The sequence below is a fragment of the Nostoc sp. GT001 genome, from assembly GCF_030382115.1.
In the GTDB taxonomy this organism is placed as follows: Bacteria; Cyanobacteriota; Cyanobacteriia; order Cyanobacteriales; family Nostocaceae; genus Nostoc.
Genome location: NZ_JAUDRJ010000003.1, coordinates 4,745,670 through 4,769,297, shown reverse-complemented (window position 1 = coordinate 4,769,297; position 23,628 = coordinate 4,745,670). Strand labels below are relative to the sequence as shown.

Sequence of the window (23,628 nt, the reverse complement as noted above, 5' to 3'; positions counted from 1 at the left end):
AATTAGATTTTTCAAACAGCCTATGAGTTAAGAGCGTTTAAAATTACTGGTGCTGAAATTACACCTTTGTCCTCTAACGCAGCTGCAACCCGTAAAATTAAGGCTTCATTATATGGTGCTGCGATTAATTGCACCCCTAAAGGTAATGCATTTTGGCGCTGAATTGGTACTGATAAAACGGGTAAACCAATAAAAGATAATGGCTGAGTAAATAGCCCTAAATGAGGACGGACAAGAATTTCTTCGCCATCCAAAATCATAGTTTGTTGACCAATTAATGGTGCAGAAATTGGTGTCGTTGGGGCAAGAATGACATCGACATTTTGAAAAACTTCCCGAACGCGATCGCGATACCATCTTCTAAATCGTTGTGCTTGGATATACCAGCTACTAGGAATTAACGCCCCAGCCAAAAAGCGATCGCGTGTTGCTGGATCAAAATCTTCAGGATGCAATCGCAATTTGTCTAAATGCAGATTTGCACCCTCGCTAGCTGTAATCACAAAGGCTGCTGCACGGGCGCGGTCTGCTTCTGGTATGATTACGTATTTAGTGACTTCTATTGCATCAGCTAGTTTTTGCACTGCTGCTAAAGCTGCTGGTTCTGCACCTTTGGTAAAATAATCAGCTGCAATGGCAATTCTAATATCAGAAATATCTTGTTTGAGTTGTGGTAAACATAATTCAGGTGGACGCTTTGTACAAATGGGATCGCGATCGTCTTTTCCCTGAAGCACATCAAACACCATCGCGATATCCTGCACCGAACGCGCCAAAAGGCCAATGTGGTCAAAACTGCTAGAAAATAAAGCTACCCCAGCACGAGATAATCTTCCATAAGTTGGCTTGAAACCAAAAACGCCACACAACGCCGCCGGAACGCGAATTGAACCATTAGTATCAGAACCCAATGTCAGCGGTACTAACCCAGCCGCAACCGCCGCCGCCGAACCACCCGATGAACCACCAGCAACTCGCTGTAAATCATGGGGGTTGTGAGTAGCACCGTAATGGGAGTTTTCTGTTACAAACCCATAAGCGTACTCATCCATATTCAAAGCACCAAGCAAAACAGCACCCGCTTGTTTTAGCTTCGCTACTGCGGTTGCATCTTGACTAGCTTCTGGGTTTACTGCATTGATTTTCGATCCCGCCAGAGTCATAAAACCAGCGATATCGAAGAGATTTTTCACCGCAAAAGGCACACCAGCAAGCACTCCAGGATGATTACCTTGAGCAATTTCCCTATCAATCAGTGCTGCATCTGTTAAAGCTGTCTCAGCAGTGATAGTCGTAAAACAGTTGAATAGATGATTCCGCGTTGCGATTCGTGCTAACGCAGCTTTCGTAACCTCCACTGCGCTAACTTTACCTTCGCGTACAGCAGTTGATATTGTTATGGCATCGGCTGAATCAAAGTTCATGCTGAAATATTAAAAGATAGCGCGTTTAGCTTTTTGAGTAATAGCAGTCAGCAATAGTTTTTGCTTCACTAAAACATCAAGATAGCTATTCTGAGTTTTCACGGGATCTGGAAAAGCCAACGGAAAACCTAACCCCCCAGCCCCCTTCCCTTGTAGGGAAGGGGAAGAAATCAAAGCCTCTCTCCTTGTAGGGGAGAGGTTTGGAGAGGGGTTTTCCAGATCCCGTGAAAAGTCAGGATAGCTATTCTTGAAACAATTATGGTTCAAAAACTGGTGCAACTTCGATTTCCTCTGGTAAAGGGAAAGAATTTACCAGATTAGCGATCGTCATAATTCTCTCAAAATTTGCCACCACACCATCTCGATACTCATCTGTTAACTGCAAATCCAACAACAACCCCATCAGATCGACATACTCACCCACATCAAACCCTTCTCTTCTCATCTTTCTTCCTTTGCGGTAGCTTGCGGCAAGCCGTTTGCGTAGCGTCTCGTAGAGAAGCGTCTACGTTATCTTAAACTTTAGCGAACCACAGAGGAGCGGAGGATGCAGAGAGGAGTGAGAAATTATATTAATTTGGTTTTCCATAGTAGACTCCTTTGCCGTCGGTGCCAATGAAGACTAGCCCAAATTGCTGTTTGCTAGCTTCCATCACGTTCGGGACATTGCCAATGGGATTTAGAGGATTAGAGATATTTGTCCATGTTTGCCCTCGATCCAAAGAACGGAAAATTCCTTTTCCCATACCAATGACTTTGCCATATAAATATAGTGCTGGAATTTTACTTCCTGTTTGTGGCTTGCCAAAAGCAAATAAATTAGCTTTCTCCACATTAGCTATTTTGGCAAACTTCGCACCACCGTTTGTTGAACGATAAGCCCATTAGAATCAAGACTTATCCAAACTTCGTTACTCACTCCCGGAACTGTTTTGAGCATAGACCAATCTTCGCTAGGAAGTGTTGAGTTGACAACACTGAAGTATGCGGCTCCATCCTTACTGCGGTAGACTTTGCCATCGTTATAGTAGTAAAAAATATTGCCATTTACTTTGTCTGATGCCAATGGTTGACCCCAGTACCACGGCCCTTTAGAACCATTGGGTAAACCTAATACTCCACTCCAAGAAGCTCCACCGTTAGTTGTACGTATAGGTTGTTTCTCGCTGGCGATCGCTACAAACAAACTTGGATTAGTTGCAGACATAGCTACCCGGAGTGGCATAATGTTCTGTGGAAATGAGGAAAAGTTCTTCCAGGTATGTCCGCCATCTGTGGAAGTTCCTCCTGTAAAGGTATTGAACCCTCGATGTCCGCCAACGCGTACCATACGTAAAGGATCTTTTTCACTGTACGCAATGCTGTATGTTTCTTGATACCAAGGGCCGTTACTACCGCCTAATTGAGTAGATGGGTAAGTATTTAATTTCTGGCCATGGTTAAAGCCTTCTACATCAGCCACACCGCTTAACAATAGTGAGCCTTTTGGAGGTGAGATCAGTTCAAAAGCAACTGTTTCCTCATGTCCTTTTTCATAGTTAGACCAGGTAGGCTTGTTAGCATTGATATTGTCTGCCTGCCAGGTTCCGAACCAGTCTGTTAACCAAATTTTGCCCGCAATATTTGGGTCAAATTCAATCGCTGAGGCCGCAGAAGCAAAATACCAGTTTGGCCACCAAGGTACTTGAGGATTCAATGAATGGGTTTTCTGTTGCCATGTACTTCCACCATCGGTAGATTGAAAGACTCTAGAGTAATTAGTACTTTCATGGTATTGGTCATAAGTAACTAAAACGTGATTAGAGTTCTTGGGATCTACAGAAAGCCCATTAAATGAAATAGTTTTGATGTTAGTCGGCGTAATATTCCTCCAAGCCCCATTGGCATATTTGCTAACTCCTGAAGTGTGCGTTACATACAGTACTCCATTGCTATTAAGCGCCATTCGATTTGCTTTTGATGGGCTTCCGGCTATTCTGCTCCAGGTAACACCTGTATCGGTAGACTGATATATCCCGTCTCCATAGGCATTTGCATAAACCAAGCCAGAATTCTTTTTGCTAAACAAAATTCCTGTAATACCAATGTATGCATTGGGTTTTCCAGAAAAAGAACTTACTTTTTTCCATGTTTGACCAGCATTTACCGACTTCCATAGCCCATCCAAACGTGAACCAAAGAAGATGATATTAGTATTAAATGGATTAACTCCCAGCCTTTCCCCCGTCCATCGCTTAGTTTCGTTGCCACCCATTGGCAAATCTATGTTCAGTTTGTTCCAGGTTTGACCTTTATTGGTCGATTTGAAGATTGTTCCTAAGCCAGCCTTAGTATATTTGCCTGCTGCAATATAGACAACATTTGGATTGTTAGGGTCAAGCGCTAATCCTTCTCCGCCGTAGTAGTTACTTTTATCAGAACCAAAGTGATCTGTTAATGGAATCCATCTCTTCTCTAGCGAATTCCAACGATAGAAGCCACCGATATCGGTTCTAATGTAGGCTAAATTCTTCTCTAAAGGATGCAGATAAATATTGGTAACATAGCCTCCTCCCCCGATGGAGACATGATTCCATTGATACCCAGATGTTGTGCTGCGACTAGGTTCAACGGTTGTAAGTGCTACGGTCGTAGCTAGAGTGAGCATAGAAAAGCGGATTATTTTCCTTAAAGGAATATGGAACAAGCGAATGCTCATAATAGTCTCATTTGTAAAGGAATGAAGACAGAGATAATACTTAGCAAATAAGACTAAGCAGTATAAAATTAAGTGAAAATGCGGTATGCATTCTCCCCTAAGTTGAAAGGTGACGTAATGTTTTCCAATAGATGATAGTTGATATAAATGTTTTGGCAAAATAAAAATACTTTGTCAATATTTTTTATAAAGTTTATGTATAATTTGTTATAACTACTTAAAAAAGCGTGCAACCAATTACAAGTAGTTTTATGGTTACTTATTAACAGATATTGTTACTAAAAGTTATATTTTTATACTGAGAGCGCAAGAAGAAGTTTCCTTGCTTGTTGCAGCACCGACATTGATTTGGGATGAAAATGGAGCTAGACGACTTGCATAAAAATATTTAGAAGTTTGTGTAAAACGGAGACGCTACGCAAACAGTACTGGACTCAATATAGTTCAGTTAAGCAAAGCGCAACCCAACAAAGTTCTGCAAATGTTGGGTTTCGTTAACCCAAGCGTATTGATATAGCAATCCTAAACGAGTTGTGAAAAATATAGATAAGGAAACGAACCGCGAAGAACGCATTTGCGTAGCGTCTCGTAAGAGTTGGACGCAAAGGGAAGAAAAAAGAAAGAGATATGTAATTTTCACAAATGATTTAGGACTGCTATAAATAATGTATGTTTCAGCATCCAAAAATTAAAGCATCAAATGAATAAGCACCAGGGTCAATTTTAATGATTAGATAATATCGGTAGGCAGAAAACTTCTGCGATTGCTTTGATTACCACACAGGATCTCCCACTAATTGATTATGAATTCTGTATCTTCTTCAAGATACTCCAGAAACTCTTCTATTAATTGATAGTAATTGTTCGTAATTCTTTGGTGTATCAATATCGATATCTCCTCGTGGAAACGGAATAGAAAAGACTTCATTGAGGTTATTAGTAATAACTTTCTTTGCTCCTGAAGTTTCTTTTAAAGCGGCAAGTTCTGAAAAAAATGTCTGATTAAATAGAGCAGGTACACCTAATGTATCGCCATATTCACAAGCAATAATCGATTTTTTTGTCGAATAATATGCATCAACAAGTTGATTGATAATTTCGGGAGAAACAAATGGCTGGTCGCAAAGTGTAATAACTACTGCTTCTATTTTTTGCGGAAGATTATTTAACAATTCAATACCACTCTTGATTGAAGTACTCATTCCACAAGCCCAATCCAAGTTTTTAACTACTTTAACGGGAAGTTGTTTAATTTGGGGATGGATCTGTTCTGCATTGGCTCCAAGTACTACTACCACAGGTTGACAAACTGAAGCGATCGCAATTTCTGTAATATATTGTAAAAAACTACGCCCTTGGTAAAGCAATAGTTGTTTCGGTGTACCCATGCGTGTAGATGCACCAGCAGCAAGAATCATAATGGCTATGGTTGATTTATCGTTGTCTATAGCAGTCATAAGAACTATGTGGTAAGTAGCAAGTTTGAATTGCTTTCATAACATTGGTGAATTGGTTGATTGCGATTTCTCAAAAAATTACCATTGCGGTTTGTTAGCACTGCTTGAATTTCTGCAATAATAGCGATCGCTATTTCTTCAGGTGTATCTGCTCCAATGTCAATCCCAACAGGGCCATGCAATCTTTTTAATTGTTCAGTAGTATACCTTATTCCTTGCAGAGATAAATCTTCAAGTAATTTTTCAGTACGAGCTTTGAGCCCTAAAACCCCTATGTAGGGTGCAGGAGATGGCAGCAGCATTTTCAAAATTTCCAAGTCGTCAAGGTAATTATGCGTCATGACCACAGCAACTGTGTGGGCATCTATAAATACCTGTTTTTGTACAATTTCTCGCCGAGTCAAAATCACATCACAAGCTATTGGAAATCGCGCTTTAGTTGCCTCATTAGCTCGACAATCGACCACAGTAACGTCCCAACCTAATGCTTGAGCAAACTGTGCTACGGGTATAGCGTCATAACCTGCACCAAATATTACTAAAGGCGTGGGTGGTTGGATGACTTCAATAAAAACTTCTGCACTGCCTAAAGGTAACTGATAGTTTTTTACACTAGACTTTTGATTAGTAAAAGCTGTTTGAGTATCTAATTGCAGAGATTGAATTAAATTTGGATCTTTGATGTCAGCGATCATTTTACCATCAGGATACAGCAGTAAGCGCGACCCAAGTTTCACATCTACTTCGCCTTCAAAGGCAAAGACTGTAGCAATAATACCCAAATGTTTTTTATGAAAGCACTCTTGCATAAAAGCGATCGCATTTGGTGAACTTTCTTTTTCAAGACGTTCGATGAGAACTTGCACTGTCCCATTGCACCCCAAACCAAAGCCCCAAAGAATATCTTCTGAGGCGGTGTTATCGTAAGTAATAACAATTGGTTCGCCGTCCGACATTCGTTGTTGAGTATGCTCAAATACGTCATTTTCCAAGCAACCAGCGCTGATTGTTCCAATCATCCGACCTGTATCTGTCATCAACATTTTGGCACCCGGTCGGCGATAGGTTGAACCTTGAGTTTTGACTACAGTAGCAAGAAAAGTAATTTCACCATTTTTTTGACTTGATTGGAAGCCTTCTAAAATTGCTTGTAACTCGTTCATTTGATTGCTGATTTTTCTGTTTCTAGCAGTTTATAAACTTGAGTAGGCAGTGACTGTGCCATTGTCCATCGCTGCTAGTGTCAAACACTCCTTAGATTTGCTGCCCTTTAACGATTACAGTATATACGTTAGATTGAGGTGCGCTCGCGGTGTTCTGCTATCCAAGATAAGCGAAAATACCACTAAAATCATGCCCCACAGGATAGTTGTCAACTTTCGTCATTTATCTATCACAAGAGTTAGCACGGAATACTGATTTTCCCCATATCACAGTTTTGGCAGAGTACTTTAAACTTATTCCAAAAGTTTTAATTTGAGACTCTTTATTTTTATAAAAAGTCTATTGTGTTGGCAGTACTCACAACGATGGTTGGCACGCCCAGCGATCTCAGTATAGTACGGATTCATGAATTCTCTGGCTGCATCAACGCAGCAGTGCGGGCCGTCGCCGCTCTCAATTCAGCCTCAACCAAGTCATCCAGCTGTGCCTGTTGTTCTGGTAGCAATTCTTGTCCCCCATCCCGTGCCGATCGCCATAATCTCATCAACTCTGATAACCGTTCTTGTTGCTGGGCACTAAAGAATGCGTCAGGACGAAAGCTTTGAATGACTAGTAGCCCACTAAACTCAGTCTCACCCAACTGGGCAGTTAACGCATCTAAAGCTTGCCCCGCAGTTTTGCCAATCGAATGTTTATCTCCTGCGTAGACGCAAAGCGGCTTGTCGTCAGACATCGCACGATAGGATTTCTCACCGCTAGCGTCTCTTGTTGGTAAAATTGCTACAGTAGTCATACTTCTAGCCTATTGAATTTTTATTGCCCTCTTCCTGGCTTGCAATCTGCAAAACCCAATGCCTCTGTATCAAGGAAACTAGCGATTCTCTTTCAGACACACTACGTGAAGCCATTTCAATTACCGCTTCAACTGGATACTCAATTTCAGTAGCACGAGCAATCAAAGCTTCTCAAGTTCGCTCAGGTAAACGCCCTAAGATGACTTCACCATCAGCACTCGTAAATTGCTCTTGAAGTTTAGCTTGCATAGGTTCACCTCTCGGATGGAATTTGGACGTTGTAGGAGGTTCGGTAGCTCTTAGAATAATTGCTTGTAATTCCAATAGTAGCGCAGCGTTTTACCAGTAATAAATTGGCTGCATCGCAATAGAAACGTCTTCATAGCTATATTTATCAAGCCACGCCCATAAAAAAGCCTTGTGTCCAATACTGAAGCGACCCTGCAAACTCTTAGTTTTACTGGTATAAAGCAACCCATAAGTTATTCAGAATACACTGATCCCGTCGAAAGTGTCATCCGTCTTGGAACTAAGCCCAATAGATATGTCTTAGCTGTGCTTTCTACTTAGATTAATAGTCTTGCAACTATAGTGATCCATTGTCCCGGAAAACTTTTCTAAGTTTTCATTGAATTCGCCGTGAAACCCGAAGGCTTTCCAGGAAGAACCAGGTCTATTTATCCATGTTCCTTCTGGGAAAATCATAACCCGAGAGGTAGAGTTGAAACCTCCCACATATCGTGACATCCCACGCGGAACGTTCGGATTTTCTGGAATAGGATAGAGAGAAAAGTCAGCAATAACTTGATCTCCAGTTTGATCTATAGCGACAGTCACACCAGTAATTCCTAGTGAGCAGGTATACGTACCAACCCACTGCCCTGAAATCATGCTAGATTCCTTTAGTGTCGGTGTCGGCGTTGATGTCAAAGGCTTTTCTGTTTCTATGGGTTGCTTTGGAATAGAGCTAACTTTAGCTTGACCTGATTTAGTAAGCCGAATAATCCTAACTTGATTTCGATCTATCGACAAGTTAATTTTAAAGCTCTGAGTTGGATAACCTAACTTGCTTAAGGTAACAAGAACATCTTCTTGACCAAGGATCTTAATTTTGGCGTAACCATTGATATCAGTGAATTCAGGCTCAGGCGGTCCTTTTTTCGCAATAACCTCAACTTTAACACCCTCTAGGGCTTCTCCTGTTTCTGTTTTTGTAATAAGTTCAACGTCTTGCTGTGGTAGGACGCAATTATCTGATGGTAGCCCTATCCTACATCTAATGTCTGGTACAGTAAGGACTGTACCAATAGAGCCAACCAAAGTTGCAATAAAACCCCACTTAACATAGTTAAATTTTTTAGCACTCATAAAAATGGCTGAAACATCAATTCTACCGTCACACTCACTGATTTTTCTGTTCTAAATTGTCCTATTTCGCAGCCTCTTCAGATTAGGATCTTCTTTCACTACAGATTTGAAAAATACCAAGAAGAGCGCAGCATGCACCAACCATTTGTGGATCGCAGTCAAATGTCGGTCCAATAACTGGGACTTTAGACCCAACAACTCGGTTTTTAGAAGATATGTATGCAATGTTACATTCTCTAAATCTTTGCCTAGCAAGAAGAGTAGACTCAAACAGACTCTTGTCTGCAAGAACATTCTTTACGTACTCCGAACAAGAGTCACCGCCATGTACAATTCGATGCGCGCAGGAATAGCCTTTCCTTGGTGAGAGATGGCGTTGATAAACACCGATAATCCTTATCGCAACTGAACGTAGTGAACTGTCAAGAAGTGATAGCAATCTAAAAGGCAAACCTTTTTTGATAAAGCCAAAGCCAGTCTTTGTTGGTCTAAAACGCAGAATACTTTTACCGCGTCTCTTTGTAGCGTAGTGTGAATTATCAATAAATCGCGTTACATCTCTCATACTTTAAATCAATACTCCGGCCATTTTTTGTAAAGAAAAAAGAATCGCTATCACAAATGTCTCTGGGCAACCAATGCTGAACTCCGATATGTAACTTTCCAATGTATTCATCGACGACTAAGCAGCAAAACGGTACTAGTCACTGGCATGAACAGAAGCTAAAAAAGAAAGCACTAGCAGTGTTTGCCGAGCCTCCGGTACACTGAGTAGTTAGACACAAAACGACAAACGATGAAGACTTTCGCTGTAGCTAAAGTTAGTTCGCAGAGACTACAACTTCAGATTGCAGATTTGTAGGACTTGTATGCTAGATACCAGAATAAAGGGAGAGTAATGGGCTAGAAAGGTAGTATCACACCCAATATCATAAATACAAGGGTTCTAAACTTTACCGTATCTCTCCTATCCTTCGCCATAAGCTAATTTCTGCTCCAAGAAATTAAGTGAAATTTAAGCAAAATCGAGTCTATATCAAAGCTTTTAGCTAAAATATGTTGAGCTAATATTATTAGGAATCTAGGAAAGCTCAGAGTGAATTAAACCAGTTCCAGCCTTTCTTTACTACATTTCCAATATCTTCAGCGACACTCTTGATATCATCGGCAGTGCCCTTTAAGTTAGTCTCAACACCATCACCCACTTCTTCAGCAGTACTCTTTAGTGTGTACTCAACTGAATCCTTAAAATCAATAGCTTTCTCCGCCTGTGTTTTCTCGCGCCTCAAGATTACATAATCGTATGCATTTCTTACTAACCTAAAGTTAGCCTTAAACATCAAATCGCACTCTGAAGCAAAAGGCAAAGCTTTGTATTCGTTTTCTCCATGATCGGACAAAGTTGCAACGTCTGCTGCTAGAGTTGTAGTCGCAGTAAACAAAGGTGCGTTGTCTTGTATATTCTTAGTCCATTGAGGTAGCTTTACCCCATTCTGTCGAGGCAATGCCTTATTAGCAACTACTGTAGCCAACCCAACTGCTGCGGCTTTGGAGATTGCAACTGCGCCTTTTGAAACTTGACTTTTCCATTTGCCTGCCAGCTTGGCTCTTGCATTAAAGGCCTTGCTGACTTGCTGACTTAGATCCCCCTCAATCAATGCATAGGTGTACAAGGGAGCATCTTTTGCTTTCTTAGCGTAAACATATAAATCTTTATTTGATCTAATAACCCACACTTGATCACTCTTCTCAAGTTTCTCATCCGTAAAGTTCTTTTCCCAGCAACTAGTACAAAATGGTGGATCGTCCCATAAGAGTCGTTCACATACCTTACAATTTTTTTGCGACATGATCTCAAGTGTTGATACAAGATGAGCTAATTACAAATAGCTGTATTAAACACGAGCCATACAACTATTTAAAAATATACTGAGTGATGTAAGCCAGTCTAACGTTATGGTTGAGCGGCTGCAAATAACTTTTATTACAGCACCGAACAATCCTGTCAGTTTGCTCTAACCAGTTTGTTAGACAGCGATCACTACTGGAACACTCAAAATAATACCAGAAATAATATAATAGACTTCATAAATACTTCGTAAAGAATACTGACAAAATTTTTCCCAACTTCACGATTATTTAAACCTGATACTTTACTAGATTTTTGAAGTTAGGCTGTAAACGTGTCAAACATTTCCTATTTCTGTTAGTATCTGTACGTCATAGCAATTGTAATACTTTAATTATCAGTACGGAAATCTTAACTGTAGGTTGGGTTGAATGCAGTAAAACCCAACAGAAGCAGAAATGTTGGGTTTTGTTCCTCAACCCAACCTACAACTGAAAGCTATACTATACAATGATTTCAAACCTCTGCCTCCTGCCTCACCCCAACAAAAAGCTTTTCTTAGTGCCATTCAACGAGGAACCTTAGATCCCCGACTTTTTTAAAAAGTCGGGGATTGTGAACACCGAGGTAAAAACTATTTTAGTCAAGTTGTTGAGCTGATAAGCAATGCATTATTCAGTATAAATTGATTTATTACAAATATATTGAATGCCTTTATGTAAATTCTTGGTAGTTGCCCAAATTCAATCAACGACTGCCCGAACTCAATCAACGGTCGAAATTATACCCAAATACTAAGTTTATACCAATGAAAACTCAGTAAATCTCAGCAAGAAAGGTTAAAAATTTAATTTTAATTGTAGAGCTTGACACTTTCTACTTTAAAATATGAATCAAATTTCATATGAATTGCTATTTATTTGCGATCGCAGCAGTTGTTAATCTTCGCTAAACACGAGATCGTTCGCTGCAAAGTAACTTCGGAAACAAGAAAAATCTATTCCTTTAAAGGCAATGAAATGAAAAATAGCAGCAAGAAGCAGGTTGACTGCGTAGAAAAGCTGAAGGTACTGGCAGATGAAACTCGTCTAGCAGTATTAGAACTTCTGATCGACAGTCCCAAACACGTCGGAGAAATGAATGCAATTTTGGGCTTGGAACAAAGCTTGCTCTCCCATCATTTACAAGTTCTGCGTCGCTCCCAGTTGGTTGTGCAATCGCGTAATGGCAAAGCAATTCTCTACCGCCTGGCTCCAGAGGTGGAAGTAACTACTGGCAAAGCTTTGAACCTTGGCTGTTGTGTCCTCTGTTTTAACTAAAAACCCAATTTCGGGTTGAAAAGTAACTAATGAAAAATTCTCAAATTTTACCTCTGGCGATTGGGTTGGCTACCTGTATTTGGTTACAAGGCTGTTCATCAGCGAATCGAGATGCAAATAATCCAAATCAGCTTCAGGGAAAACTAGTACTTACTGGCTCCAGTACAATTGCACCGTTAGCGGCTGAAATTGGCAAGCGTTTTGAATCTCAGCATCCAGGTGCGCGAGTTGATGTGCAATCAGGAGGGTCTTCGCGTGGGGTTTCTGATGCTCGTCAAGGTGTCGCTAATGTTGGCATGGTTTCCCGTGCCTTGTTGAAGCCAGAAGAAAACGATTTAAAAGCATTTTCTATCGCTCGTGATGGAGTGACGGTAATTCTTTACAAAGACAATCCAGTAAAATCGCTCAACGACAAGCAAGTTGTAGATATTTACACAGGCAAGGTGACGAACTGGAAACAAGTGGGAGGTACAGATGGAGCGATTACAGTTGTTAACAAAGCCGAAGGACGTTCCACTTTAGAATTATTTACCCATTATTTCAAACTGAAAAATACAGATATCAAAGCCCAAGTAGTAATTGGTGACAATCAGCAGGGAATTAAGACAGTTGCAGGAAACCCCAATGCCATTGGTTATGTATCTATCGGGTCAGCAGAAAATAGTGCAGCCAATGGAGTAGCTATTAAGCTGCTACCTGTAAATGAGATAGCTGCAACAACAGCCAACGTCCAGAATGGGACTTTTCCGATTTCTCGTCCACTTAACTTAGTAACCAAAACCCAACCTCAAGGATTGACAAAAGCATTTCTTGATTTCGCGCAATCACAACAGGTAAATGACATTGTTCAAAAGCAAAACTTTGTCGTCGTCTCTAAATGACTTTTGGTTAATTTGGATACTGCGTTTTTTAGCGGCGATCGCCGGAGCGATCGCGACTTTTAATTATCGGCTTTTTGATTCTGGAGTCTCTACCAGTCCTCAATCATGTTGGAATAACACGTTTTTTTACAGACTCTTCCTGGAACCCAACCGCCGGATTATATAATCTCTTACCGATGTTATTGGGTACATTTTTGGCAATGGTTGGCTCAGTAGCGATCGCGACACCTGTAGGAATTCTATCTGCGGTTTTTTGTCAATTCTACGCCCCACCAGTAATGGCGCGGTTATACCGTCGCTTAATTGAACTATTAGCAGGAATTCCTTCTGTAGTTTATGGTTTTTGGGGATTGGTGGTGCTGGTTCCCATGATTGGTAGGATACATCCACCTGGGCCAAGTTTACTCGCGGGTATTGCCATTCTCACGGTGATGATTTTGCCAACAATAGCCCTTGTAGCCGATGCTAGTTTCGCGAAAGTCCCAACTTCTTACCTTCAAGGAGCAGCAGCTTTAGGATTATCCCGTTGGGCAACTATCTCTAGAGTCGTGCTTCCTGCTGCCAAATCTGGATTATTCACAGGCTTAATTTTAGAAACAGGTCGAGCAGTTGGCGAAACAATGGCTATTTTGATGGTGTGTGGCAATGTAGTCCAAATGCCAAAAAGTATATTTGACCCCATCCGCACGTTGACGGCTAATATTGCTCTGGAAATGGCTTATGCCACAGGAGATCACCGTTCGGCGTTGTTTGTTAGCGGTTTAGTCTTGATGGGAATGATTGTGCTGTTAGTTGCGGTTGCGGAAGTCATCAGCCAAGGAAAAATATATGGGTGAACCTGTTGTAAGTCCTAAAGATTGGTTGCTAACAATCATTGTTTGGACAACTGCTGCCCTAGTTACTGGTATCTTCCTTTGGATACTCAGTGATATCCTTTGGCATGGGATAGGACACTTGACGTGGAAATTTCTGACAACTGAGCCAGAAAATGCTGGCAGAGAAGGGGGAATTACCAGCATTCTTGTTTCCACTTTTCTGATTATGGCAGTGTGTATGGCAGTTTCTATCCCCATTGGTGTTGGTACAGCCGTTTTACTGGCAGAATTCACCCCCGTGGATAGTTGGTTTGCTGGGTTGGTGCGGCGTAGTTTAGATGTACTGGCAGGAGTTCCCTCTATAGTCTTTGGGTTGTTTGGCAACGTTTTCTTTTGTCAAGTTTTGGGGCTGGGATTTTCTATTTTGTCGGGAGGATTGACTTTGGGGTGTATGGTGCTACCAATTTTAATTCGCTCTACAGAAGAAGGATTTCGCGCTGTTCCCAATGAGTATAGATTAGGAGCCGCAGCCCTTGGTTTTTCCCGTACGACAACGTTATTTCAACTGTTGTTACCTGCTGCTGTCCCTGGTTTGGTTGTGGGATTGGTGCTGGGTATTGGTCGAGCGATCGCAGAGACGGCAGCTTTAATTTTTACTAGTGGTTACGTAGATAGAATGCCAGAATCACTGCTAGATTCCGGGCGTGCCCTCTCGATTCATATTTTTGATTTATCAATGAACGTCTCTGGCGGAGATGCCAATGCTTACGCCTCAGCATTAGTCTTGCTGGTATCACTGCTGGTGATTAATGGTACAGCAGCATGGATTGCAGATAATTGGTTGCACAGGAGAATTTTTTCTGGATGAAATCAGCAAATATCGCTACTGGAATTGTTGCACCGTTGATTGAAACGGAGAACTTAACTCTGCAATACGGTCAAAAAACCGCATTTGCTAATGTCAATTTGAGTGTGAATCTGGGGGAAATTTTAGCATTGGTGGGGCCTTCTGGTTGTGGAAAAACTAGCTTTTTGAGTTGCTTAAATCGGTTGACAGACATGATTCCTCAGTGTCGAGTCAAAGGGCGAATTCGCATAGGTAGTTTAGAAGTGCTAAATGCCAAAACGAATGCGAACGCGCTGCGGCGGCAAGTTGGGATGATTTTCCAAAAGCCTAATCCTTTTCCTTTATCAATTTGGAAAAATCTGGAATTACCTTTGCGAGAACATGGTATCCGTAAAGAACAAATCGATGCGATCGTCGAGACAAGCCTGAAAGATGTTGGACTTTGGGATGAAGTCAAAGACCGATTGCAAACCTCTGCCTTAGCACTTTCTGGCGGACAACAGCAAAGGTTGTGCATAGCTAGAGCCTTGGCTTTGCAACCAGAAATCCTGTTATTGGATGAACCTTGTAGCGCCCTCGATCCAATTGCCAGTGGAATAGTTGAAGACTTAATTACTAGTTTGCGTCAGCGTTATACCTTGCTGATTGTGACGCATAACTTAGCGCAAGCCAAGCGCATCGCGGATCGAGTTGCTCTGTTTTGGGTGCAGTCAGGTGTTGGGCAATTGATTGAGTCAGGTTCAGTAGAGCAAATTTTTGAGTACCCCCAACATCCCTTAACAGCAGCTTATGTCACGGGTGCAAGGGGTTGATTTGAAAAATATAGAAATAGACAAACGAATGAAATCATTGCCCCTCCGCTTCTTGGTGAGAGAAGTTATGAACCAAGCTATCTCTGTTGTAAGGGACTTGCGTGAAAATAAAGTACCAATAAACCGAGTTTCGACACTATTAACCCGCATATCCCTAACTTCAAATGGCGATCGCAATTGCGCTACTTGCTAATTAGTATCGTCTTACGGTTTTGTAATTGCATCGGTCTGTTATGTTAATACATCTGTCTGTTATGCCAATACATTGACCTGTTATGTTAATACATCGGTCTGTTATGTTAATACATCTGTCTGTTATGCCAATACATCGGTCTGTTATGCCAATACATTGACCTGTTATGTTAATACATCTGTCTGTTATGCCAATACATCGGTCTGTTATGGGACTCCCAAATAAAAAAATATACAACTATTTATTGTGGGGTGGGCGTCTTTCCATTGGTGTCAACTTAACGCGAAACATCACGTCCGCCAGGGATTGTAAATCCCTGTCTCATAGCTAAAGTCCTCTGAAGAGGACTAAAGAGCGCGAAAACTTTCAGTCTACTTGAGTAGACTTGAGCAATTAGTCTCTTAATTAGGGACTTCCAGAAAATAAATTATCCAATTTACTCAGATAATATTTTTCTTTCTCCCCCTGCCCCCTGCCCCCTGCTCCCCTGCCTAGACAGCGATGGGATTTTTTTATTTGGAAGTCCCTTATATTCCCTGGCGGGTGAACAACACCTAATCAGTACGCTATTTTTGGCTTAAGTTGACACCAATGGCGACACGATAGCCCATAGTTCAAGGCGCTCATGTTGCCCACTCCACAAGATTAGATAATTTATTTCTTGGAAGTCCCTATCTTAAACTATCCTTTTTAACCTTGCCCGATCTAAAAATTTTATCTTACTGATATTTTTTTGTTGTAATGGGTACATTAAATATACAACTTACTAAGTATGCATGTATGCCTCCCCAAAATACAACAAACCGTTTGCGCCCTCAACTGATTAGTCAAGATATTGACTCATTCCACGGTTTACAAACCGTCAGCACCTACAACACAACTCGTGCTGATGCCTCAACTGCTAATTTACAGGAAGCTTATCAGGCAATGTTGATTTTTCAGCAAACTGAAACCGAGAAACTAGCTTTATACCGTGCGGCTGCTGATGCTGCCCGATTAGCAGAGTGGGAATTTCATAATGCTGTATTAGCGATGAAAGAAGTTGTGCGCGGGCAATATGGCTCAGATAGCGATCAAGCCCAAGCTGTGGGATTNGAAAAAAAATCAGACCGCAAGCGTCCTTCGCGGAAAAAGACAGTTGCGATGGCGTAACCGCCCGCTGGAAGCGATCGCAAGTTAATCAACTTGTTTAAGTTTAAAAATTAGCGATCGCCTCGCCATATCTACAGCAGTTTGTCTAAAGTAATTGGCAAATCGCGGACGCGCTTACCGGTGGCATGATAGACTGCATTAGCGATCGCTGCCGCAGCGCCGGTAATGCCAATTTCACCAATTCCTTTGACACCAAGCGGGTTGATATGTGGATCGTCTTCATCCACAAACAACACCTCAATATCAGGAACGTCTGCATTCACTGGTACGTGATATTCACCTAAATCATGGTTGACAACGCGTCCTCGGTTCGGGTCTGTTAGCGTGTGTTCCATTAACGCCATGCCGATGCCATAAATAATCCCACCGATCATTTGACTGTTGGCTGTTTTAGCGTTGAGGATGCGTCCCACGCCAAAAGTTCCTACCCACCGGGTTACTCGCACTTCACCCAAATCAGGCTCAACGCGCACTTCGGCAAACTGCGCTCCAAATGAGTGCATTGAGAACTTCTTTTGTTCCTCTCCAGGCTTGGCATCTGCACGCGCTTCGAGCATTTTCTTTCCATGTCGTGCCAAGATTGCCTGATATGTTTCGCTTGCAGACGATTTATTTTTTAAGAAAAAGCTGCCATCTCGCGCAATCACATCCTCAGCCTTTGAACCATAAAGCGGCGATTTTTGATCGGCAAGTGCTAGTTGTAAAAGCTGACTGCGTGCTTGATTTCCCGCTAAATGTACGGCTGAACTCACACTGGCGGCGGTTTGGGAACCACCAGAAATAGGGGTTTGTGGCATCTTGGTATCGCCTAGTTCAAACCGGACTTTGTTAACTGGTAGACCGAGTGCATCAGCTGCGACTTGAGTCATGACAGTATAAGTTCCCGTACCAATATCTTGCGAACCGCTCAGGACAACGGCTGTACCATCTGCCATAATTTGAGCGATCGCTGATGCTGGGGAACGGTTGGTAGGATAAGTAGCTGTCGCCATACCCCAACCAATTAAATAATTACCATCTCGCATTGAGCGAGGCTGAGGATTGCGCTTTTGCCAGCCAAATTTTTCTGATCCCAATTTGTAACACTCTCTCAATGACTTGCTCGACCAAGGGAGTTTTTTACTAGGATCGACTTCAGCATAGTTACGCAGACGCAGTTCCACCGGATCGATATTCAGCGCATAAGCCAGTTCGTCCATTGCCGATTCTAAGGCAAACGACCCAGAAGCTTCGCCTGGGGCGCGCATATAAGTTGGTGTTCCTTGATCGAGTTTAACTAGATGGTGGCTAGTCTCGATATTCGGGCTTGCGTAAAGCATCCGGGCGCTTTTACCAACAGGTTCGATAAATTCATCGAAAGTTGAAGTCTGGGAAGTGCCGGCGTGTCGCAAAGCAGTCAATTTGCCATCGCGGGTTGCACCGAGAGAAACCTGTTGAATTGTCTCCGGTCGAAAGCCCACAGGCCCATACATCTGTATCCGTCCCAAAACTAATTTCACGGGGCGATTAACTTGCTTTGCGGCGATCGCCGCTAGCGGCACGTGCGACCAAGCCGACCCTTTGCAACCGAAGCCACCGCCCACATAGTAAGACATAATGCGGACTTTCTCAGGCTCAATTCCTAATACCTCCGCAACTTTTTTTTGAGTCGAAAAAATTCCCTGAGTTGCGTCATACAGCAGCAGTTCATCGCCTTGCCAAACTGCTGTTGTGGCATGAGGCTCCATTGGATTATGATTTTCCACTGGGGTAGTATAAGTTTGCTCGACGCGGACAGCCGCCGCCGCTAGTCCCTGGTTGACATTGCCATGTGATGAATCGGGCGGCTCGTCTCCAGGGATTTTACCTTTAGGCAAGTATGCTTTAGTGAGATTCTCCCGCATATTAATAGTTGGTTTCTCTTCGTCATAGCGAACTTGTACGAGTGAGGCAGCATACATCGCTCGTTCAAAAGTATCGGCAACGACGACACCAATATGCTGACCGCTATACAGCACAATGTTATCTTGCAGGACTTGCACCTTATGACCGCCGCCCTTTTCTCCAAAAGCTTTGGGCGCGTTAAGGTGGGTAATTACTGCTAGCACACCCGGTACTTTTTCCGCCGCCTTGGTATCGATTTGAGCAATCTTCCCTTTAGCGATCGCACTTTGAATTGTCACGCCATAAGTCATTTTTGCGACCGGAAACTCAGCCGCGTAACGTGCGCCACCAGTCACCTTAAGCCGTCCATCAACTCGATTGAGCGGTTTGCCGACAACTATATTTTTATCCCCAGTATTCATGCCATCCCTCCCACCGTTGTCAGCGCCTTAACAATTGTGCGTTTAGCGAGTTCGATCTTAAAGCCGTTGTATTTTTGAGGTTTAGCACCGGCGATCGCCGCCAACGCTGCTGCTTGAAATGTTGCTTGGTTTGCAGGCTTGTTCAGAAGCACTTTTTCCGCTTCAAAGGCGCGCCAAGGCTTTGTACCAACGCCACCAAGGGCAATGCGTGCCGAGCGAATAATCCCATTTTGAATATCTAATGCCGCCGCAACCGATGTCATTGCAAAAGCATAGGAGGCGCGATCGCGGACTTTTAAATAGTGCGATCGCTTTGCGAAGTTTAAAGCAGGTAAATCAACAGCAACAATTAACTCTCCGTGTTCTAGAACCGTCTCCCTTTCTGGCGTATTACCCGGTACGAGATGAAAATCTACCAGCGGAATACTGCGCTCTCCCTTCGGCCCGCGTGTTTGCACAACGGCATCGAGTGCAATCATTGCCACCGCCATATCAGAAGGATGGGTGGCAATACAGCGATCGCTACCACCAAAAATCGCATGAATGCGGTTATAACCCTCGATTGCCGGACAACCTGAACCAGGAACGCGCTTATTGCAGGGGAAGGCGGTGTCGCGGAAGTAGTAACAACGGGTACGTTGCAGTAAATTGCCGCCCACACTTGCCATATTTCGCAGTTGCGGCGATGCCCCAGACAGCAACGCCTCCGACAGCACCGGGTAACGCTCTTGAATTATCGGATTATAAGCAACATCGCTATTGCTTGCCATTGCTCCAATCCGCACGCCGTTACCCTGTACTTCTATCTTGGTTAGCGGTAGTGGGTTAATGTCAACTAACTGTTTTGGCGTTTGTACATTCAGCTTCATCAAATCAATTAAGCTTGTACCCCCTGCCAAGTAAGCAGCTTGCACCTCTGGAGTCACCAAAGCCACGGCATTCTCTGCTTGTCCGGCTTTTTTATAGCTAAATGGCTGCATCTTTTTTTCCCTCTAAGACATCGCGGACAGCAGCCACGATATTTGGATAAGCCCCACAACGGCAGATATTGCCGCTCATCAGTTCGCGAATATCGGCATCCGACTTGGCGTGTCCCTCATTCACCAAACCCACCGCCGAACAAATCTGCCCTGGTGTGCAGTAGCCGCACTGAAACGCATCACGGGACAGAAACGCGGCTTGCATCGGGTGCAGATTGTTTCCCTGCTCCAACCCTTCAATAGTTGTGATTTTTGCATCGGTGTGCATAATTGCAAATGTCAGGCACGAATTAATCCGTTGCCCATCAACCAGCACCGTGCAAGCACCACACTGACCATGATCGCAACCTTTTTTAGTACCAATTAGTCCGAGATATTCTCGAAGTGCATCAAGTAAGGTAACACGCGGTTCAATTTGCAAATTATGTGGTGTTCCGTTCACTTGCAGCGTCACCTTCACAGTTTCAGAAGTGGAAGTTGCCAGCATTGGAGTAGTTTTTTTGACTTGAGTTTCTGCTACAGCTTTCTCTACAAAATTAGCGATCGTTGCCGCTACTGTACTGAAGACCATCAATTGACCCAACTTGCGGCGTCTTAAGACAAACCTCATTTGTTCGCTCCATTCTGTTTTTGTTAAAAATATTGAGTAATTATCTCTACTAAAATAATTGATAAAAAACCATACTTTCTTCCAAGTATTTTCTCTAAAAAGACATTGTTAATAGAATACAATTTCATTTTGTTATGTCTCTCTATCAGAAGGTTTATACCATAAGTATTATCTATAATTCTTAAAATAGAATTAAGGCATCAGTCGTCAGAATAAAGCCATGAGTTTTAGTTCGACTAATAATACAGTGAAACACCGTACTCAATATGCTTTATTTAGTGTGGTGTTTCTTGCTACCGCCCAATAAGTCACCAGAAAAATTTATTGCAATGCTTTCTCAGTTGCAAAGCACAGTAAAAAGGAGAACAAGAATATTGTTCCCCTATGAACGCTTTATAGTCTATGTTATTGAAAGCGGCTATAACGTTTTTAGCTTTTAGCGATCGCCAAATTTCAAATAACAGCAAATCAGTTTTCATCTCGCCCGTGAACTTGAGCAGGTGGACTGGTTGCTTCAACAGCAGTAAATGGTTCTAGAATTTTATAGGTGTGGCTAGCTCCTTTTGGTACTATCCAAGAACTCCCAGGTTCTAGTAAAATCGTTTGCCCTTCAATATGTAATTCAGCACGACCATTGATTACATAACCAACAGTTTCATATTCGCGTGCTGTTGGCTCCTTAGATTCGTTCGGTTGTTCATTTTCCCACAGACGCATGGAAATATTTTTGCCAGATGCAAGATATTTTTGACCAAGTTGGCCTTTTGGAGAATGACTAGAGTCTACTTTGCTAACAGTTGTATCAGACATATTTTTTGCCTCTTTATAGTTTTAACTTTGGTCATGGGGAATGGAACATTAAGCATTAGACCTCTTGCAAAAATATATTTTTGCACTCTTAGGGAAAAGGGAAAAGGTTAAAGGGAAAGTATTTTGAGTTTTTTTACCCTTTTCCCCTTCCCCTTTACCCCGACTTTTGCAAGAAGTCTATTGATTACTATCCTCTGATCCCCTGCTTCCCATTACGGTTTGAGTACAACTTTGATACAGTTATCTTTTTTGTCCTTAAAAATTTCGTAGCCGTGGGGCGCTTGTTCTAAAGGTAAACTGTGAGTGATGATAAATGTTGGATCGATATCACCGTTTTGGATGTGTTCTAGCAAAGGTTTTAGATACTTGTGGACGTGTGTTTGTCCCATTTTCAAGGTTAGGCCCTTGTTCATCGCAGCACCCATCGGCACTTTATCTACAAAGCCACCATATACACCCGGAATTGATACGTGACCACCTTTGCGACAAGAGACAATTACTTGTCGTAATGCCGTTGGACGGTCTGTTTCTAGACGTACTGCTTGCTTTACCTGATCGTACATCGCCATAAAATCTGTGCCATGTGCTTCCATTCCCACTGCATCAATGCAAGCATCGGGGCCACGACCACCAGTCATTTCTTTGAGTGCTTCGCCTACATCTACTTCTTCGTAGTTGAGAACTTCAGCTTTGCCGTATTCTTTAGCCATTTGCAGACGTTCGGGAATGCGATCAAAGGCGATTACCCGTTCAGCACCTAGCATATATGCGCTTCTGATGGCGAATTGCCCGACAGGGCCACAACCCCAAACGGCAACAATATCACCGGGTTGGATGTTGCAGTTCTCAGCTGCCATATAGCCTGTGGGGAAAATGTCTGTTAAAAATAGTACTTGCTCATCCGTTAAACCATCAGGAATCTTGAACAAGCCGACATCAGCAAAGGGCACTCGTGCATACTCTGCTTGACCACCAGCGTAACCGCCGAATAAATGAGAGTAGCCAAATAGACCGGATGGTGAATAGCCCATTTGCTTTTCTACTAACCAAGCATTGGGGTTAGAGTTATCGCACAACGACCATAAATCCCGATTGCAAAAAAAGCAGTTACCGCAGGAGATGGTGAAGGGAACAACGACGCGATCGCCTATATTCACATTTTTAACTGCACTTCCAAGTTCTACAACTTCCCCCATGAATTCATGACCAAGGATATCACCCTTTTCCATTGAGGGGATGTAGCCATTGTAAATATGCAAATCAGAACCACAAATTGCCGTGGAAGTAATTTTAATAATGGCATCACGCGGATTAAGAATTGTGGGGTCAGGAACCGTTTCTACCCGCACATCATTTGCTCCATGCCAGCAAACTGCTTTCATAATTATTTAGTCCTTAGTTATAATTTCTAAAGCATTCATATCAAGATGAATACTAAACTTAACTTGATTTTGAGACGCGATAGTTATCGCGTCTCAGTAACCGCTAAAAAGTTATTCAACAATATATGAGTCAACAATCTCGACCCAAATTTTGTTAACTGCGTCTAGCTGCTAACTCTCAGTTAGTTGCTAGAAGGAGTGCGATAATAACCTTCTCTACTTTTAGTAAGTGATGAAGCTTCATCTCCGGCTCTGTTTGTAGTAGGATCAAAAAACTCTTTTGTCGCTTCAGGAGTTTTTTCATCCAAGTTTAACTTGTCGCGGATATTATCAACAGCATTTTTGATTGGGTTTTGTGATTTTTGGGTATTATTAATTTGGGTATCGTTTCTAATTTCACGTTGCTCATTTGGTGCTCCTTTGTAATAAGTACCCTCTGGAGTTTTAACGTCAGCCAGTGCTATGTTAGTGTAACTAAAAGCCTGACCCAATAAGAACATAAATCCTACGAGGAAAACTACAACGATTTGAGAAATGCGAATATTCCGCAGCCATGAAATTACTCGATTCATAAAAAACCTCAATTGCATTATGTTGGGTGTACAATTCAAAACCTTAAATGACTATTCACCATTCAGGTTCAAGAATAACTTTGATAGAGTTATCCTTTTTTTGTTGAAAAATGTGATGGTCTTCTATACCAACAGCATCGATGCAAGCATCGGAGCCATAGCCACCAGTTATCTGTTTCAACACTTCGCCAGCATTAACTTCTTTGTAAGTTAATC

The 23,628-nt window shown here is 42.3% G+C and carries 23 protein-coding genes and 1 pseudogene; 6 read left to right on the top strand and 18 right to left on the bottom strand.

The window, feature by feature from the left end; all coding sequences use genetic code 11:
• Positions 1–20: 20 nt before the first annotated feature.
• The 11 genes and pseudogenes from QUD05_RS23175 to QUD05_RS23135 all read right to left on the bottom strand — a co-directional run bounded on the left by QUD05_RS23175 (position 21) and on the right by QUD05_RS23135 (position 10,755).
• On the bottom strand, positions 21–1,424 hold the full coding sequence (locus tag QUD05_RS23175) for an AtzE family amidohydrolase (protein WP_289798152.1): 1,404 nt from the start codon (positions 1,422–1,424) through the stop codon (positions 21–23).
• Between the two features lie 256 nt (positions 1,425–1,680).
• Positions 1,681–1,869, bottom strand: coding sequence for a DUF4089 domain-containing protein (locus tag QUD05_RS23170; protein ID WP_289798151.1), 189 nt, complete (start codon positions 1,867–1,869; stop codon positions 1,681–1,683).
• Between the two features lie 127 nt (positions 1,870–1,996).
• Positions 1,997–2,257: a beta propeller repeat protein gene (locus tag QUD05_RS23165; protein WP_289798150.1), complete on the bottom strand. Its 261-nt coding sequence runs from the start codon at positions 2,255–2,257 to the stop codon at positions 1,997–1,999.
• 5 nt (positions 2,258–2,262) lie between these two features.
• On the bottom strand, positions 2,263–4,122 hold the full coding sequence (locus tag QUD05_RS23160) for a hypothetical protein (RefSeq protein ID WP_289798149.1): 1,860 nt from the start codon (positions 4,120–4,122) through the stop codon (positions 2,263–2,265).
• 821 nt (positions 4,123–4,943) lie between these two features.
• A complete protein-coding gene (locus tag QUD05_RS23155) occupies positions 4,944–5,579 on the bottom strand; it encodes a nucleotidyltransferase family protein (RefSeq protein ID WP_289798148.1) in 636 nt (211 codons plus the stop codon).
• Positions 5,580–5,584: 5 nt separating this feature from the next.
• A complete protein-coding gene (locus QUD05_RS23150) occupies positions 5,585–6,742 on the bottom strand; it encodes an XdhC family protein (RefSeq protein ID WP_289798147.1) in 1,158 nt (385 codons plus the stop codon).
• 404 nt (positions 6,743–7,146) lie between these two features.
• Positions 7,147–7,536: a hypothetical protein gene (locus QUD05_RS23145; RefSeq protein ID WP_289798146.1), complete on the bottom strand. Its 390-nt coding sequence runs from the start codon at positions 7,534–7,536 to the stop codon at positions 7,147–7,149.
• A gap of 20 nt (positions 7,537–7,556) precedes the next feature.
• Positions 7,557–7,786, bottom strand: a pseudogene (locus tag QUD05_RS34155) (hypothetical protein).
• Between the two features lie 300 nt (positions 7,787–8,086).
• On the bottom strand, positions 8,087–8,905 hold the full coding sequence (locus tag QUD05_RS23140) for a peptidase associated/transthyretin-like domain-containing protein (protein ID WP_289798145.1): 819 nt from the start codon (positions 8,903–8,905) through the stop codon (positions 8,087–8,089).
• Positions 8,906–8,987: 82 nt separating this feature from the next.
• The gene (yidD, locus tag QUD05_RS34150; protein ID WP_354666150.1) at positions 8,988–9,470 is read right to left on the bottom strand and encodes a membrane protein insertion efficiency factor YidD; all 483 of its coding nucleotides are present in this window, start codon (positions 9,468–9,470) and stop codon (positions 8,988–8,990) included.
• Between the two features lie 526 nt (positions 9,471–9,996).
• Positions 9,997–10,755 (bottom strand): hypothetical protein, encoded by a 759-nt coding sequence (locus tag QUD05_RS23135; protein WP_289798144.1) that lies wholly within the window; start codon positions 10,753–10,755, stop codon positions 9,997–9,999.
• 1,018 nt (positions 10,756–11,773) lie between these two features.
• Here QUD05_RS23135 and QUD05_RS23130 point away from each other — a divergent pair.
• The 6 genes from QUD05_RS23130 to QUD05_RS23105 all read left to right on the top strand — a co-directional run bounded on the left by QUD05_RS23130 (position 11,774) and on the right by QUD05_RS23105 (position 16,773).
• Entirely contained in the window at positions 11,774–12,073 is a 300-nt protein-coding gene (locus tag QUD05_RS23130) for an ArsR/SmtB family transcription factor (protein ID WP_289798143.1), read from the top strand.
• A 29-nt stretch (positions 12,074–12,102) separates the two neighbouring features.
• Complete coding sequence (locus QUD05_RS23125) at positions 12,103–12,954, top strand: phosphate ABC transporter substrate-binding protein (RefSeq protein ID WP_289798142.1); 852 nt, start codon at positions 12,103–12,105, stop codon at positions 12,952–12,954.
• A 74-nt stretch (positions 12,955–13,028) separates the two neighbouring features.
• Entirely contained in the window at positions 13,029–13,790 is a 762-nt protein-coding gene (gene pstC / locus QUD05_RS23120) for a phosphate ABC transporter permease subunit PstC (RefSeq protein WP_289798141.1), read from the top strand.
• Positions 13,783–14,637, top strand: coding sequence for a phosphate ABC transporter permease PstA (pstA, locus tag QUD05_RS23115; protein WP_289798140.1), 855 nt, complete (start codon positions 13,783–13,785; stop codon positions 14,635–14,637). The genes pstC and pstA overlap by 8 nt, the downstream gene beginning before the upstream one ends.
• Complete coding sequence (locus tag QUD05_RS23110) at positions 14,634–15,428, top strand: phosphate ABC transporter ATP-binding protein (protein ID WP_289798139.1); 795 nt, start codon at positions 14,634–14,636, stop codon at positions 15,426–15,428. The genes pstA and QUD05_RS23110 overlap by 4 nt, the downstream gene beginning before the upstream one ends.
• Positions 15,429–16,401: 973 nt before the next feature.
• Positions 16,402–16,773, top strand: a complete 372-nt coding sequence (locus QUD05_RS23105; protein WP_289798138.1) for a hypothetical protein — start codon at positions 16,402–16,404, stop codon at positions 16,771–16,773.
• Positions 16,774–16,844: 71 nt separating this feature from the next.
• Here the strand turns inward: QUD05_RS23105 and QUD05_RS23100 are convergent, their stop codons facing one another.
• From QUD05_RS23100 to QUD05_RS23070, 7 genes are all read right to left on the bottom strand, one after another.
• The gene (locus QUD05_RS23100) at positions 16,845–19,058 is read right to left on the bottom strand and encodes a xanthine dehydrogenase family protein molybdopterin-binding subunit (RefSeq protein ID WP_289798137.1); all 2,214 of its coding nucleotides are present in this window, start codon (positions 19,056–19,058) and stop codon (positions 16,845–16,847) included.
• Complete coding sequence (locus QUD05_RS23095) at positions 19,055–20,038, bottom strand: FAD binding domain-containing protein (RefSeq protein ID WP_289798136.1); 984 nt, start codon at positions 20,036–20,038, stop codon at positions 19,055–19,057. The genes QUD05_RS23100 and QUD05_RS23095 overlap by 4 nt, the downstream gene beginning before the upstream one ends.
• Positions 20,025–20,648 (bottom strand): (2Fe-2S)-binding protein, encoded by a 624-nt coding sequence (locus tag QUD05_RS23090; RefSeq protein WP_289798135.1) that lies wholly within the window; start codon positions 20,646–20,648, stop codon positions 20,025–20,027. Before QUD05_RS23090 ends, QUD05_RS23095 begins: the two co-directional genes overlap by 14 nt.
• A 468-nt stretch (positions 20,649–21,116) precedes the next feature.
• Positions 21,117–21,458, bottom strand: coding sequence for a cupin domain-containing protein (locus QUD05_RS23085; RefSeq protein WP_289798134.1), 342 nt, complete (start codon positions 21,456–21,458; stop codon positions 21,117–21,119).
• A 212-nt stretch (positions 21,459–21,670) separates the two neighbouring features.
• Entirely contained in the window at positions 21,671–22,840 is a 1,170-nt protein-coding gene (locus QUD05_RS23080; RefSeq protein WP_289798133.1) for a zinc-dependent alcohol dehydrogenase, read from the bottom strand.
• A 182-nt stretch (positions 22,841–23,022) separates the two neighbouring features.
• A complete protein-coding gene (locus QUD05_RS23075) occupies positions 23,023–23,412 on the bottom strand; it encodes a hypothetical protein (RefSeq protein WP_289798132.1) in 390 nt (129 codons plus the stop codon).
• Between the two features lie 55 nt (positions 23,413–23,467).
• A complete protein-coding gene (locus QUD05_RS23070) occupies positions 23,468–23,596 on the bottom strand; it encodes a hypothetical protein (protein ID WP_289798127.1) in 129 nt (42 codons plus the stop codon).
• Between the last annotated feature and the right edge of the window lie 32 nt (positions 23,597–23,628).

What these genes read in the sequence shown, in the direction of transcription:
- QUD05_RS23175 (WP_289798152.1), bottom strand. Translation starts at nt 1,424, where the DNA reads ATGAACTTTGATTCAGCCGATGCCATAACAATATCAACTGCTGTACGC.
- QUD05_RS23170 (WP_289798151.1), bottom strand. Translation starts at nt 1,869, where the DNA reads ATGAGAAGAGAAGGGTTTGATGTGGGTGAGTATGTCGATCTGATGGGG.
- QUD05_RS23160 (WP_289798149.1), bottom strand. Translation starts at nt 4,122, where the DNA reads ATGAGCATTCGCTTGTTCCATATTCCTTTAAGGAAAATAATCCGCTTT.
- QUD05_RS23155 (WP_289798148.1), bottom strand. Translation starts at nt 5,579, where the DNA reads ATGACTGCTATAGACAACGATAAATCAACCATAGCCATTATGATTCTT.
- QUD05_RS23150 (WP_289798147.1), bottom strand. Translation starts at nt 6,742, where the DNA reads ATGAACGAGTTACAAGCAATTTTAGAAGGCTTCCAATCAAGTCAAAAA.
- QUD05_RS23145 (WP_289798146.1), bottom strand. Translation starts at nt 7,536, where the DNA reads ATGACTACTGTAGCAATTTTACCAACAAGAGACGCTAGCGGTGAGAAA.
- QUD05_RS23140 (WP_289798145.1), bottom strand. Translation starts at nt 8,905, where the DNA reads ATGAGTGCTAAAAAATTTAACTATGTTAAGTGGGGTTTTATTGCAACT.
- yidD (WP_354666150.1), bottom strand. Translation starts at nt 9,470, where the DNA reads ATGAGAGATGTAACGCGATTTATTGATAATTCACACTACGCTACAAAG.
- QUD05_RS23135 (WP_289798144.1), bottom strand. Translation starts at nt 10,755, where the DNA reads ATGTCGCAAAAAAATTGTAAGGTATGTGAACGACTCTTATGGGACGAT.
- QUD05_RS23130 (WP_289798143.1), top strand. Translation starts at nt 11,774, where the DNA reads ATGAAAAATAGCAGCAAGAAGCAGGTTGACTGCGTAGAAAAGCTGAAG.
- QUD05_RS23125 (WP_289798142.1), top strand. Translation starts at nt 12,103, where the DNA reads ATGAAAAATTCTCAAATTTTACCTCTGGCGATTGGGTTGGCTACCTGT.
- pstA (WP_289798140.1), top strand. Translation starts at nt 13,783, where the DNA reads ATGGGTGAACCTGTTGTAAGTCCTAAAGATTGGTTGCTAACAATCATT.
- QUD05_RS23110 (WP_289798139.1), top strand. Translation starts at nt 14,634, where the DNA reads ATGAAATCAGCAAATATCGCTACTGGAATTGTTGCACCGTTGATTGAA.
- QUD05_RS23100 (WP_289798137.1), bottom strand. Translation starts at nt 19,058, where the DNA reads ATGAATACTGGGGATAAAAATATAGTTGTCGGCAAACCGCTCAATCGA.
- QUD05_RS23095 (WP_289798136.1), bottom strand. Translation starts at nt 20,038, where the DNA reads ATGCAGCCATTTAGCTATAAAAAAGCCGGACAAGCAGAGAATGCCGTG.
- QUD05_RS23090 (WP_289798135.1), bottom strand. Translation starts at nt 20,648, where the DNA reads ATGAGGTTTGTCTTAAGACGCCGCAAGTTGGGTCAATTGATGGTCTTC.
- QUD05_RS23085 (WP_289798134.1), bottom strand. Translation starts at nt 21,458, where the DNA reads ATGTCTGATACAACTGTTAGCAAAGTAGACTCTAGTCATTCTCCAAAA.
- QUD05_RS23080 (WP_289798133.1), bottom strand. Translation starts at nt 22,840, where the DNA reads ATGAAAGCAGTTTGCTGGCATGGAGCAAATGATGTGCGGGTAGAAACG.
- QUD05_RS23075 (WP_289798132.1), bottom strand. Translation starts at nt 23,412, where the DNA reads ATGAATCGAGTAATTTCATGGCTGCGGAATATTCGCATTTCTCAAATC.